Source organism: Exiguobacterium sp. SH0S7, assembly GCF_004337195.1.
GTDB lineage: Bacteria > Bacillota > Bacilli > Exiguobacteriales > Exiguobacteriaceae > Exiguobacterium > Exiguobacterium aurantiacum_A.
In genome coordinates this window covers 1-13,511 of record NZ_SJVA01000019.1, presented here as the reverse complement: position 1 = coordinate 13,511, position 13,511 = coordinate 1, and the positions used below count along the sequence as shown (strand labels likewise).

At 55.3% G+C, this 13,511-nt stretch carries 13 protein-coding genes, 1 rRNA gene and 1 riboswitch; all 14 genes read right to left on the bottom strand.

The window, feature by feature from the left end:
• Positions 1-252 precede the first annotated feature (252 nt).
• Positions 253-1,506, bottom strand: a complete 1,254-nt coding sequence (gene purD, locus EVJ22_RS14690) for a phosphoribosylamine--glycine ligase (protein WP_131444206.1) — start codon at positions 1,504-1,506, stop codon at positions 253-255.
• Between the two features lie 13 nt (positions 1,507-1,519).
• On the bottom strand, positions 1,520-3,040 hold the full coding sequence (gene purH / locus EVJ22_RS14685; protein WP_131444205.1) for a bifunctional phosphoribosylaminoimidazolecarboxamide formyltransferase/IMP cyclohydrolase: 1,521 nt from the start codon (positions 3,038-3,040) through the stop codon (positions 1,520-1,522).
• On the bottom strand, positions 3,037-3,615 hold the full coding sequence (purN, locus tag EVJ22_RS14680; RefSeq protein WP_071399056.1) for a phosphoribosylglycinamide formyltransferase: 579 nt from the start codon (positions 3,613-3,615) through the stop codon (positions 3,037-3,039). Before purN ends, purH begins: the two co-directional genes overlap by 4 nt.
• Positions 3,612-4,646 carry a phosphoribosylformylglycinamidine cyclo-ligase gene (purM, locus tag EVJ22_RS14675; protein WP_070328805.1) on the bottom strand — a complete coding sequence of 345 codons (1,035 nt, stop codon included), beginning with the start codon at positions 4,644-4,646 and terminating at the stop codon, positions 3,612-3,614. The genes purN and purM overlap by 4 nt, the downstream gene beginning before the upstream one ends.
• Positions 4,647-4,658: 12 nt before the next feature.
• Positions 4,659-6,068, bottom strand: coding sequence for an amidophosphoribosyltransferase (gene purF / locus EVJ22_RS14670; protein ID WP_131444204.1), 1,410 nt, complete (start codon positions 6,066-6,068; stop codon positions 4,659-4,661).
• Positions 6,044-8,263 (bottom strand): phosphoribosylformylglycinamidine synthase subunit PurL, encoded by a 2,220-nt coding sequence (gene purL, locus EVJ22_RS14665; RefSeq protein WP_131444203.1) that lies wholly within the window; start codon positions 8,261-8,263, stop codon positions 6,044-6,046. The genes purF and purL overlap by 25 nt, the downstream gene beginning before the upstream one ends.
• Positions 8,247-8,927, bottom strand: a complete 681-nt coding sequence (purQ, locus tag EVJ22_RS14660; RefSeq protein WP_131444202.1) for a phosphoribosylformylglycinamidine synthase subunit PurQ — start codon at positions 8,925-8,927, stop codon at positions 8,247-8,249. Before purQ ends, purL begins: the two co-directional genes overlap by 17 nt.
• Positions 8,924-9,166, bottom strand: coding sequence for a phosphoribosylformylglycinamidine synthase subunit PurS (purS, locus tag EVJ22_RS14655; RefSeq protein ID WP_021065194.1), 243 nt, complete (start codon positions 9,164-9,166; stop codon positions 8,924-8,926). Before purS ends, purQ begins: the two co-directional genes overlap by 4 nt.
• Positions 9,163-9,867: a phosphoribosylaminoimidazolesuccinocarboxamide synthase gene (gene purC, locus EVJ22_RS14650; RefSeq protein WP_071399052.1), complete on the bottom strand. Its 705-nt coding sequence runs from the start codon at positions 9,865-9,867 to the stop codon at positions 9,163-9,165. Before purC ends, purS begins: the two co-directional genes overlap by 4 nt.
• Positions 9,868-9,915: 48 nt before the next feature.
• Complete coding sequence (gene purB / locus EVJ22_RS14645) at positions 9,916-11,208, bottom strand: adenylosuccinate lyase (protein WP_071399051.1); 1,293 nt, start codon at positions 11,206-11,208, stop codon at positions 9,916-9,918.
• Positions 11,205-12,299 (bottom strand): 5-(carboxyamino)imidazole ribonucleotide synthase, encoded by a 1,095-nt coding sequence (gene purK, locus EVJ22_RS14640; RefSeq protein WP_071399050.1) that lies wholly within the window; start codon positions 12,297-12,299, stop codon positions 11,205-11,207. Before purK ends, purB begins: the two co-directional genes overlap by 4 nt.
• Positions 12,299-12,787 carry a 5-(carboxyamino)imidazole ribonucleotide mutase gene (gene purE / locus EVJ22_RS14635; protein ID WP_131444201.1) on the bottom strand — a complete coding sequence of 163 codons (489 nt, stop codon included), beginning with the start codon at positions 12,785-12,787 and terminating at the stop codon, positions 12,299-12,301. Before purE ends, purK begins: the two co-directional genes overlap by 1 nt.
• A 69-nt stretch (positions 12,788-12,856) precedes the next feature.
• Positions 12,857-12,958, bottom strand: a riboswitch (purine riboswitch).
• Positions 12,959-13,099: 141 nt separating this feature from the next.
• Positions 13,100-13,291 (bottom strand): NETI motif-containing protein, encoded by a 192-nt coding sequence (locus tag EVJ22_RS14630; protein ID WP_034809046.1) that lies wholly within the window; start codon positions 13,289-13,291, stop codon positions 13,100-13,102.
• Between the two features lie 85 nt (positions 13,292-13,376).
• Positions 13,377-13,492 (bottom strand): 5S ribosomal RNA (gene rrf, locus EVJ22_RS14625).
• Positions 13,493-13,511: the final 19 nt, after the last annotated feature.

Genomic DNA, 13,511 nt, shown 5'->3' with positions numbered 1-13,511 from the left:
TTCGGAAACGCTGTCGATTTGATTGCGAGTCATCACGTGATCTTGCTCAATACTTTTTTCGATAAAGTAGGGCTTTATGATAAAAGAGATGACCCCTATAAACACTGCGATGTTTATCGCTAACGCAATAAACAACTTCGTTTGGACACGCAGACCGACCACCTTCTTCCTTCAATCTACTTCACCATTGTAGAGCAGGAAGCCGGTATTCCCTTTTTTTCGCATGAAAAAAAGGATGGGTTGACCCATCCTTTAAAAAATCCGCGCAAGCGCCCGTCCGCCGATGTCTCGACGATAGAATGTCTGCGGTAAATCGAGCATTTCTAGTCCCGCGTAAACAGCCGTCTTCGCTTCAAGCAAGGTCGGTTTCGTCGACGTGATGACGAACAGTCGCCCACCGTTCCCGATGATGTGACTACCGTCACGCGTCGTCCCCGCATGGAACACGAGCACGTCTTTCGGTAAGCGCTCAAAATCTGAGAGCACTTGCCTCGTCGTCGCTCGTTCCGGATAACCGGCGGCTGCGACGACGACACCGATCGTATACCCGTCAAGCCATTCAATCGCATACGGTCGTTTAGCGACGACCGCCTCGATGACGTCAAGGAGCGGCGACGCCAAGTTCGGGAGGATGACTTCCGTTTCCGGGTCACCGAACCGGGCGTTGAACTCGATCACTTTCGGTCCGTTTTCTGTCAGAATCAGACCCGCATATAAGAATCCTTCGAACGGTGTCCCCCGCTCCACCATCGCCCGCGCGAGCGGGACGAGCACACGTTCCACCGACTCAACGTAAACGGCTTCCTCTAAATGCGGCATCGGGCTATACGCCCCCATCCCGCCCGTGTTCGGTCCTTTGTCCCCGTCGAACGCGCGCTTATGGTCTTGCGACGTGATCATCGGGATGACGTGTTCACCAGAGACGAACGCCATGAGTGAAAACTCTTCCCCGTCCAAAAATTCTTCGATGACGACGCGTGACTGGTCACCGAACTTGTCGGTCGTGAAGATATCATGAATCGCCGCACGTGCCTCATCAAGCGATAAGGCGACCGTGACCCCTTTACCGGCTGCGAGACCGTCCGCTTTGACGACGAGCGGTGCCCCGATTGACTCAATATAAGCGAGCGCCGCTTCCGCTTCCGTGAACGTCTCATAAGCTGCTGTAGGGATGTTCGCTTCACGCATGATTTCTTTGGCGAACGCTTTGCTGCCTTCTAGCAACGCCGCTGCTTTCGTCGGTCCAAAGATGCGTCGTCCGCTCGCGTTGAACGCATCGACGACACCCGCCATGAGCGCTGACTCAGGCCCGACGATCGTCCAATCGATGTCTTCGGTCTCTGCGAAGCGGACGAGTGCGGTGACGTCCGTCTCTTCAATCGGCACACACGTCACACCGTCCATGTTCAAGTTACCCGGGGCGACGAATACGTCATGCCCGTCTTGTCTCAACTTCCACGCGAGCGCGTGTTCACGGCCGCCGCGGCCAATGACGAGTACGTTCATCCTCTTGCTCCTCTCAATGTTTGAAATGTCGGACTGACGTGAACACCATCGTAATGCCGTGACGGTTCGCCGCTTCAATCGACTCGTCGTCCCGAATCGAACCACCTGGCTGGATGATGGCCGTAATGCCGGCTGCAGCTGCAGCTTCGACCGTATCGCCCATCGGGAAGAACGCGTCGCTGCCAAGCGCGGCACCGACTGCACGGTCCCCTGCCTGTTCGAAAGCGATTTTCGCCGCACCGACTCGGTTCATCTGTCCGGCACCGATGCCGATCGTCGTCTCGTCTTTCGCCACGACGATTGCGTTTGATTTCACGTGTTTGACGACACGCCACGCGAGCTTCAAGTCTTCCCATTCGGCCGCCGTCGGGCGACGGTCGGTCACGATTTGGCACGAAGCATCGTCGAGTATCATGTCGTCGCCGTCTTGGACGAGGAGACCGCCCGCGACTGCCGTCAGACGCATGCCTGTCATCTGCCCCATCTCAAGCGTCAATAGACGTAAATTCTTTTTCTCTTTCAATCGGTCAAGTCCTGCCTCACTAAAGGATGGGGCAATGACGATCTCTAAGAAGATGTTGCGGAGCGCTTCTGCCGTCTCGAGGTCAACTTCACGATTGAGGGCGACGATGCCGCCGAAAATCGAGACTGGGTCGGCCGCATGGGCTCGATCGAACGCTTGGCTGATCGTCCGACCGACAGCGACACCGCATGGATTCATATGTTTGACGACGACCGCTGCCGGTTCCGTCAACTCGCTGAGCGCCTCGAGCGCCGCGTTCGTATCTTGGATGTTGTTATACGAGAGTTCTTTGCCGTGGAGTTGCACCGCGTTGGCGAGCGTCATGCCGTCATAGAGCGGTGTCTTATAGAACGCCGCCTGTTGGTGCGGGTTCTCCCCGTAACGAAGGTCTTGGACTTTTTCGTACGTGACCGTCAGCTGTTCCGGGAACGTCTCGCCGATTTGCTGACCTAAATAGTCGGCAATCAAGGCGTCGTACGCTGCCGTATGACGGAACGCCCTCAAAGCGAGTCGTTGCCGCGTCTCAAACGACGTACCGCCATTCTGAATCTCTGCGGCAACGTTGCCGTAGTCGGCCGGGTCGACGACGACCGTCACGCTGGCATGGTTTTTCGCGGCTGAACGGAGCATGCTCGGGCCACCGATATCGATGTTTTCAATCGCCTCTTCATACGTCGCGTTCTCTTTTGCGATCGTCTCTTTGAACGGATACAAGTTGACGACGACGTAGTCGATCGGCTCAATATGGTGATGTTTCATCTGTTCGACGTGTGAATCTAAATCACGGCGTCCGAGCAGACCGCCATGGACGAGCGGATGCAGCGTCTTGACACGTCCGTCGAGCATCTCGGGGAACGATGTCACTTCCGAAATATTTTTCACGGGCAGTCCGGCCGCGACGAGTGCCGCTTCCGTCCCGCCTGTCGAGATGAGTTCGATGCCCGCTTCGTGCAAGACGCGCGCGAGTTCGACGATACCTGTTTTATCTGACACACTCAGTAATGCTCTCACTTGAAAACCTCCTGTTGGTTCAACACTTGTTGTAATACGCGTGGATAGAGTTGGTGTTCGATCGCTTGAATCCGGTGGGCCGCCTCGATACGGTCACATCCCGCGATGTCGACTTCTTCTTGCGCGATGATTGGACCCGTGTCCATCCCGGCGTCGACGTAATGGACGGTGACACCGCTCGTCGACACGTTCGCGGCAAGCGCTTGACCGATTGCATCTTTTCCTGGGAAGGCCGGCAAGAGCGACGGATGGATATTGATGATCCGACCTGGATACGCCGCGAGCAGCACATCCCCGATTAAACGCATATAACCCGCCAAGACGATATAGTCGACGTGTAGCGCTTCTAACAGAACGAGCAGCTCCCACTCAAACTCTGACTTCGACGCATACGCCTTCGGCTCGAACGAGAACGTCTGGATATGATGACGGTCTGCCCGCTCGAGCACTTTCGCCTCAGGCTTATCCGTGACGAGGAGCATACACTGTCCGCTCAGCTCGCCGCGCTCAATCGCTTCCCAAATCGCTTCGGCGTTGCTCCCAGATCCAGAGGCGAAGATAGCGAACCGCTTCACTGGTCGACCCCCATAATCCGGACGCCTGGTTTCGCTTCGACTTTGCCGATCCGATGCGACGTCTCGCCGATCCGTTCGAGCGCGGCTTGTACCGTGTCGACGTCTTCGGGACGTACCGTAATCATGAAGCCGATGCCCATATTGAACACGTTGAACATCTCTTGCTTCGACACGTGGCCGACTTGTTCGAGCCAGTCGAATACCGGCAGGCTCGGCCAGCTTGATGCATCAAACGTGACACCAAGACCTTCAGGCAGCATGCGCGGCACGTTCTCATAGAAACCGCCGCCAGTGATGTGGGCCATCCCTTGGACGAGTCCGGTCGAAATGGCCGCTTTCGCTGCTTCCGAATAGATGCGGGTCGGTAGCAATAAGGCGTTCCCGAGCGTCGTATCGAGCATCGCGATTTCATCCGTGTACTCGAGCCCTTGCGCCTCGACGATGTGACGGACGAGCGAGAAACCGTTCGAATGGACACCTGACGAAGCTAACCCTAGAACGATGTCCCCCGCTTCGATCGTCCGTCCGTCGATGAGTAACTCTTTCTCGACGACACCGACGGCAAACCCGGCGATATCGTACTCCCCGTCCGGATACATGCCCGGCATCTCGGCCGTCTCGCCGCCGACGAGGGCACACCCTGCTTGGACGCAGCCTTCGGCCACACCCGCGACGATGCGTTCGAGCTTCGCCGGTTCCGCTTTTCCAGTCGCGATATAGTCTAAGAAGTAGAGCGGTTCGGCTCCGTGGACGAGACAGTCGTTGACGCACATCGCCACGCAATCGATTCCAATCGTATCATGTTGGTCGAGCGCGAACGCGAGTTTTAGCTTCGTGCCGACCCCGTCCGTCCCGCTCACGAGGATTGGATGTTTCAATTGCATCGAGCCGAGATCGATCATCGCCCCGAAACTGCCAAGTCCGGTCATCACTTCTGGACGCATCGTCCGTGCGACGTGACGCTTCATGCGTGACACCGCTTCATAACCTGCCTCTAAATTCACACCCGCTTGTTCATATCTTAAACTCATCGTCAGTCCCCCTCAAGCTTTTGTCTCTGTCACAAGTTCCGCCAGTTCAGTTGGATAAAGTCCGGTGAAGCAAGCGGCACACTGCCCGCGCAAGTTTCCTTCGAACGGTCGGCCGATCGCTTCGACCGTACCGTCTAATGTGAGGAACGCTAATGAGTCGGCCCCGATCTCTTGTTTAATCTCTTCGATCGATTTGATGGCCGCGATCAACTCGTCCTTTGATGATGTATCGATACCGTAATAGCACGGATGTTTGATCGGTGGTGACGTGATGCGCACATGTACCTCGGTTGCCCCGGCTTCCCGCAGCAACTTGACGATGCGGCGGCTCGTCGTGCCCCGGACGATCGAGTCATCGACCATGATGACACGCTTGCCGTTGACGACCCCACGTAGCGCCGACAGCTTCATCTTGACGCCGCGCTCACGCAATTCTTGTGACGGCTGGATGAACGTCCGCCCGACGTAACGGTTTTTGATGAGACCCATCTCGTACGGGATCCCGCTCGCCTCGGCGTACCCGATGGCTGCCGAGATGCTCGAGTCCGGGACACCGGTCACGACATCCGCCTCGACCGGTGCCTCGTTGAACATCTTTTTCCCCATCGCCTTACGGGCCGTATGCACGTTGATTCCGTCGATGATCGAGTCTGGCCGCGAGAAGTAGATGTATTCCATTGAACACATCGCCCGGACCGCTGCTTCACTGTAACGTTCTGAGACGATCCCGTCTTTCGTGATCATCAATAGCTCGCCCGGTTCGACGTCACGTACGTACGTCGCCCCCACGACGTCGAACGCGCACGTCTCTGAAGCGAACACGAACGCCCCGTCTTCAGTCTTTCCGAGCGAGAGGGGACGCAAACCATGGACATCGACGCCGACGTAGAGCGCGTCTTCCGTCAAGAAAAGAAACGCGAACGCGCCGACGAGACGCGCCAAGCTATCCGAGATCCGCTCTTTCAACGAGTTGCCGCGGCTTCGTTTGATTAAGTGGGCGACGACTTCCGTGTCAGACGTCGTCTGAAAGATCGCCCCTTCCGCCTCGAGCATATGCTTCAACTCGTTGGCGTTGACGAGGTTGCCGTTATGCGCCATCGCGAGGTCCCCGGTGAGCGATTTGAAATGGAGCGGTTGGACGTTCTCAAGCGTGTTGCCGCCCGCGGTCGAATAACGGACGTGACCGATGGCGTGATGTCCGGTGAGGGCATCGAGCGACGGTTCGTCGAACACTTCGGCGACGAGACCGAGCCCGCGTTTCGCGTGCAGACGTTCGCCGTCGGCCGTGACGATACCCGTCCCTTCCTGACCTCGGTGTTGCAGGCTGTGCAGTCCGTAGTAGGCGAGGTGTGACGCTTCGTGGTGATTGAACACCCCGAACACCCCACACTCCTCGTTCATGCCTCGGATGTCATATAACATGGAATAGCTCCTTCCCATACACGTTCAAGTTCAGTGACGTCCATTTCAATTAATCGATCGCTCGAGCGGACCTTCAGTTGCGCCGCTTCGGTCACTTGACCGATTCGTGTGGCGTTCGTCAATTTGGCGAACGTGTCCGCGTGAATTGGCGCGACCGTAACGAGGAAGCGCGACTGTGACTCGCTGAACAGTGTCGTCACGAGATCCGTGTCGACGCTGACGTCTGCACCGAATCCCGTTCCGAACACGAGCTCAGGGAGTGCCGCCGCTAAGCCACCTTCTGAGACGTCGTGAGCTGCCGTGACGAGTCCTTGACGAATTGCCGTGAGCAGAGATTGCTGGTGACGGCTCTCGATCTCGAGGTCGAGCGTCGGTGCTTGTCCGCTCACTTTTCCGTCTTGCAACATTTGTAGCGCGCTGCCGCCAAATTCAGGCTTCGTATCACCGAGAAGGAAGATGACATCTCCCGCTGTCTTGGCGTGTGACGTCGTGATATGTTCCGGCTTCGTGATCAAACCGACCATGCCGACGACCGGTGTCGGGTAGATCGCCGTCCCGTTCGACTCGTTATAAAGCGAGACGTTCCCGCCGATGACCGGTGTGTCGAGTGCTAAACACGCCTCGGCCATACCTTCGACGGCTTGGTCGAGCTGCCAGAACCCTTCCGGTTTGTCCGGACTCCCAAAGTTCAAGCAATCGGTGAGCGCGAGTGGTTCGGCACCGCTCGCGATGATGTTGCGCGCCGCTTCAGCGACTGCGATGGCACCGCCGACGCGCGGATCGAGGTAGACATATTTCGCGTTACAGTCGGTCGTCATCGCGAGCGACTTGTCCGTGTCACGGATCCGGATGACGGCCGCGTCGCTGCCTGGTGCAACGACGGTCGACGTTTGGACCATATGGTCGTATTGCTCGTACACCCAGCGTTTCGAAGCGATCGTCGGCATCGCGAGGACGTCTTTCCACGTCGCGAGCACGTCTGTGACGACCGGTTGAACCGGTGCCATCGCTTGGAACGCCTCGTAGTACGCTGGAACTTTTGACGATTTATGATAAACTGGCGCATCTTCCGCGAGCGCGTCGACCGGCACTTCAGCGGCTACTTCGCCGTGATGGACGAGACGGAGCACTTTCTGCTCGATGACTTCGCCGATCTTGATCGCATGAAGTCCCCACTTCGTTACGATCGCTTCAATCTCGTCTTCGTGTCCTGCCTTGACGACGAGGAGCATCCGTTCTTGTGACTCGGACAACATCATCTCGTAAGGCGTCATATCGGCCTCACGTTGTGGGACGAGGTCGAGGTTCATCTCGATACCCATGCCCGCTTTCGATGCCATCTCGGCCGAAGACGACGTGAGACCTGCCGCACCCATGTCTTGAATGCCGACGAGTGCCGGATGTTTGATGACTTCAAGACACGCCTCGATCAACAACTTCTCCATGAACGGGTCGCCGACTTGGACGGCCGGGCGTTTCTCATCGGCGTCTTCACCGAGCTCTTCAGAGGCGAACGTGGCGCCATGAATGCCGTCGCGTCCCGTTGTCGCCCCGACGTACATGACCGAGTTGCCGACTCCTTCGGCGATCCCTTTTTGAATGTCTTCGTGGCGGATGAGACCGACACACATCGCGTTGACGAGCGGGTTGCCGGCGTAGGCCGGATCGAACGCGACTTCTCCGCCGACCGTCGGGATGCCGACACAGTTGCCGTAGCCAGCGATGCCGGAGACGACGTGGCCGAAGAGATGTTTCACACGTGATTCGTTCAAATCTCCGAAGCGGAGCGAGTTGAGGAGTGCGACCGGACGTGCGCCCATCGAGAAGATGTCGCGGATGATCCCGCCGACACCTGTCGCCGCACCTTGATACGGCTCGATGGCCGACGGGTGGTTATGGCTCTCGATTTTGAAGGCGACCGCCTGACCATCGCCGATATCGACGATTCCAGCCCCTTCACCGGGTCCTTGAAGGACGTGTTTTCCGGTCGTCGGGAATTTACGGAGCACTGGCTTCGAGTTTTTGTACGAACAGTGTTCAGACCACATGACCGAGAATAAACCGATCTCGGTGTAGTTCGGGTCACGGCCTAAGAGCGAGACGACGAGTGCGTATTCGTCGTCAGTGAGCCCCATTGTGGCATACAGTCTTTGTTCACGGATGTGCGTCGCTGTCGGTTCAGTTGTAAGTAACATGTCGTGTCCCCCATTTTACAATCGAAGTGAATAACCGTTTGCCGTCTTCTCCGCCGAGCATCGCCTCGACCGCTCGTTCCGGGTGCGGCATCATGCCGAGCACGTTTCCTTTTGCGTTCGTGATGCCCGCGATGTTCGCGACCGATCCGTTCGGGTTGTCTGTGTAGGTGAAAGCGATCTGGCCATTCGTTCGCAATGTCTCAAGTGTTGCTTCGTCACAGTAGTAGTTGCCTTCTCCATGTGCAATCGGGACGCGAATCGTCTCGCCCACCGCATAATCGCTCGTAAACATCGTCTCGTTCGTCTCGACTTTCAGTTCGACCGTCTTGCACATGAACTTCAAATCACGGTTGCGCATCAATACGCCGGGTAGAAGTCCTGCCTCGACGAGCACTTGGAACCCGTTGCAGACGCCGAGTACCGGACGTCCCTCTTCAGCGAACCGCTTCACCTCACTCATAATCGGTGAGAACTGGGCGATCGCGCCGCAACGCAAGTAGTCCCCGTATGAGAACCCGCCTGGTAACAGCACACCATCAAAACCGACAAGTGACGTCTCCGTGTGGAATACATATTCCGCTTCCTCCCCGAGCACGTCTTTGACCGCATGATACATGTCGAGGTCACAGTTTGATCCCGGGAAGACGATGACTGCGAACCTCATGCGAGTACCCCCATCTCGATCCGATAGTTCTCGATGACAGTGTTGACGAGTAATTTCTCGCACATGTCACGCACCATCGCCTCGGTCGTCTCGTCTGCGACTTGAAGTTCGATGACTTTACCGATTCGTACCGATTCGACGCCTGTGAAGCCGAGATGCTCGAGTCCGCCTTTGACGGCGACGCCTTGTGGGTCAAGTACACTTTCACGTAATGTCACGTACACATTCACTTTTTTCATTGGTCAGTTCCCCCTATGCGTGTTAACAATTGGCCGTACGTCTCTGTCAGTGATCCGATGTCTCTGCGGAACACGTCTTTGTCGAGCTTTTGTTTCGTCTCTTTATCCCACAGGCGACACGTGTCGGGCGAAATCTCATCGGCGAGGATGATCGTGTCATCGAGTTTACCGAACTCAAGTTTAAAGTCGATCAAATCGATACCGCGTTTGTCGAAGAAGTCGAGCAAGACATCGTTCACCCACAACCCGAGTTGTCGCAATGTTTCGACTTCTTTGTGTGTGGCGACTTGCAGTAAGCGGATATGGTCCTCTGTTAAAAGCGGATCTCCGAGTGCGTCATCTTTATAGTAGAACTCGACGATCGGCGACAACAGCGGCGTCCCTTCTTCCCAGCCGAGCCGTTTAGCGAGACTCCCTGCGGCGACGTTGCGTACGACGACTTCAAGCGGGATGATGTCGACGCGGCGTACGAGCTGCTCGCGGTCTGACAGTTTCTTGATGAAGTGGGTCGGAATCTTGTTGTCGTGCATGAGCTCGAACAAACGCGTCGTGATGGCGTTGTTCAACACACCTTTCCCTGCGATCGATTGTTTTTTCTCTCCGTTGAATGCCGTCGCGTCATCTTTATAGTAGACACGGAGCACACCTTGTTCTTCTGTCTCGTATAACGCTTTCGCCTTACCTTCGTAGATTGCTTCCATCTGTATCGTCCCCCTTTAAAGTGAGAGGGGCATAGCGCCCCTCAACGATCACAAACCACAGCGTTCAAAGATTGTATCGACACGACGTACGTGATGGCTCGGGTCGAACAAGTCATCGAGCTCGTCACTCGTGAAGAGTGCGCCCATCTCGGCATCTTGCTCGATCAACGTCCGGAACATTGTCTCTTCTTCCCACGCTTGCATCGCTTTCGGTTGGACCGCGTCATAAGCGGCTTCACGTGACCAGCCTTTCTCGATCAAGGCGAGCAGGATGCGTTGTGAGAAGATGATCCCGAACGTCCGGTCCATGTTGCGGCGCATGTTGTCCGGGAACACCGTCAAGTTCTTCACGATGTTGCCGAAGCGGTTGAGCATGTAGTTCAGAAGGCCGGTCGCATCCGGGAGGATGATCCGTTCTGCTGACGAGTGCGAGATATCGCGTTCGTGCCAAAGCGGGACGTTCTCATATGCCGTCACCATATGACCGCGAATCACGCGGGCGAGTCCCGTCATGTTCTCCGAACCGATCGGGTTACGTTTATGCGGCATCGCCGACGAACCTTTTTGACCTTTGGCGAAAAACTCTTCGACCTCACGTGTCTCTGTCTTTTGAAGGCCGCGGATCTCGGTCGCCATTTTCTCGATGGATGTGGCGATCAAAGCAAGCGTCGACATGTACTCGGCGTGGCGGTCACGCTGTAACGTCTGTGTCGAGATCGGGGCTGCTTGAATCCCTAACTTGTCACACACGTACGACTCGATGAACGGGTCGATGTTAGCGAACGTCCCGACGGCGCCGCTCATTTTTCCAAACTCGATCGTCTCGCGTGCGGCCATGAACCGTTTCTTGTTTCGCTTCATCTCTTCGTACCAGAGTGCGAGTTTCAAACCGAACGTCGTCGGTTCTGCGTGGACTCCGTGTGTACGACCCATCATGATGTCATATTTATGGGCTTTCGCTTTCTCGGCGAGGATGTCGATGAAGCGATCGATATCGGCTTCAAGGATGTCATTCGCTTGTTTGATCAAGTACGATAGCGCCGTATCGACGACATCGGTCGACGTGAGACCGTAATGGACCCATTTCTTCTCGTCTCCGAGCGTCTCTGAGACGGCCCGTGTGAAGGCGATGACGTCATGGCGCGTCTCCTGCTCGATCTCAAGAATACGCTCGACATCGAATGATGCCTTGTCCCATAATACGTTGACGTCCTCTTTCGGGATGACGCCTAGTTCGCTCCACGCCTCGCAAGCGTAAAGCTCTACTTTGAGCCATGCATCAAACTTGTTCTGATCTGTCCAAATCGCCGCCATCTCGGGACGGGTGTAACGTGAAATCATAAAACGGTCTCCTTCCAAATTGCCAGTTGTTCGATGGTGTGAAGCGCGTCCTCGACGGTACTGCCGAGCACGTTCAAGTGCCCCATTTTCCGTCCGGGTTTCGCTTCTTCTTTTCCATACAGATGTAGTTTAACATTCGATGGTAACGTTTGTGGGTTCACTTTATCCATATGTTCGCCGAGCAGATTGACCATGACGACCGGTGTGTACTGTGTCGTCCGTCCGAGTGACATGCCCGTAATCGCGCGGATGTGTTGTTCGAACTGTGACGTCTCGCAGGCGTCAATCGTATAATGCCCTGAATTGTGGGGGCGTGGGGCCAGTTCATTCACATATAGTGAACCGTCCTCCATCACGAACAGCTCGACGGCGAGCGTGCCGATCAATCCGACATGGTCAGCGAGCTGAAGTGCTAAATGGCGCGCATCTTCTAGAATGCCGGTGTCGAGCCGGGCCGGAACGATCGATAAATGTAAGATGTTATTTTGATGGATGTTTTCACTGATTGGGAATGTTGTCGTCTCATGTGCGCCTCTCGTCACGATGACCGAGATTTCTTTTCGGAATGGCAACCACGCCTCGGCGACATATTCATCTTCATTGAACTGTTCTGTGAACGCGCGTACGTCCTGTGATGTCCGGAGCACGGTTTGCCCTTTCCCGTCATAACCGAAGCGGCATGTTTTGATGACCAATGGGAGTCCTAGCAAATCTTCGGCCCGATGAACGTCACGTACCGATCGGACCGGCATGTACGGTGCAACACGCAAGCCGGACGCTTCGATCATCTGTTTTTCGAACAGACGATGCTGCGTCGCTGTTAACACGTCCATCCCTTGCGGGCATTTGTCGGCGATCGCCTCTATCATCGCCGAGTCGATATTTTCAAACTCGTACGTGACGATGTCTGAACGGGCTGCTAGTTCTTTTGCCGCTGAGATGTCGTCGAACCCGGCGACGATGCTCGGTGCGACTTGGGCTGCCGGAGCCGTCGGGTTCGGGTCGAGACTGAGCGTCTCGTAACCCATTGCGCTCGCACTGAGTGACATCATCCGGCCTAACTGTCCTCCGCCTAATATCCCGATTCTCATTAGACGAGCTCCTCCGTTCCGCGCAGTGCCATGTCTCGTTTTTGTTGACGATATGTTTCTAGACGATCGATGACTTCAGGGAATTGAAGACTGAGAATTTGAGCGGCAAACAGTCCGGCGTTTGTCGCTCCGGCTTTTCCGATGGCGACCGTTGCGACAGGAACACCTGCTGGCATTTGAACGATTGACAGTAACGAATCAAGTCCGTTCAGTGCTTTCGATTGAATCGGGACTCCGATGACCGGAAGCGTCGTCTTCGCTGCTACCATACCCGGAAGGTGGGCCGCCCCGCCTGCACCGGCGATGATGACATGTATCCCTCGTTCCCGAGCCGCTTCGGCGTATTGGAACATCAAGTCCGGCGTTCGATGCGCGGAGACGACTTGCTTTTCGTATGGAATATTTAATTCTTCTAGCGCGTCGCACGCATGCTTCATCGTCTTCCAGTCAGAAGAACTTCCCATGATCACACCTACTGTTGCCTTCACATCAACGTCCCCCTTAAATAAAGAAATCCCTAAACTGATTAAACAGTTTAGGGTATAGGCCATGACAAAAAAATGTCGGCTATACCCCATAGTCTGATCAGAATCGGTGATCAGGTAGAAACTTGCAAGCCATTTCCTTGCGATTATATGGAGCAATATTTGATTTTCTTAACTCACAAGCCTATCGTACCTTGTTCTTTGAAAACATGTCAACAAACAGCGAACAATTTAATTGTCTGAATATTTATCGTTCGTCTTTACGCTGTTTTTACAAAAACAAAAAAACCGCCACGCATTCGTGACGGTTTGGCATTATGGTTTGAGAGCAACGCACTCAAATAAGATTGATTGATGAGAATGAACAGGTTCGTCTTTGGTTCCCGTTTTTTCAAAGACAGGCTTTTCAATCCTTCGTACCGGGCGATACCCCATTTGAGCGATTCGGTCTAAACACTCACCGACTGTCTCGTTTGGCTCGACGTATACTTTGATTTTCTTGGCCATCTGTTATTCCTCTCCTTCATTTGAGTCACGATACAAAATACAAAAAAGCGGCGGCCCTTGAGCGAATGCTCCAGAACCACCGTTTGCCTGGCGACGTCCTATCCTCACAGGGGGAGACCCCCAACTACTTTCGGCGCTGAAGCGCTTAACTTCCGTGTTCGGCATGGGAACGGGTGTGGCCGCTTCGCTATCGCCACCAGACAAGGGAATTGTTCCCTGA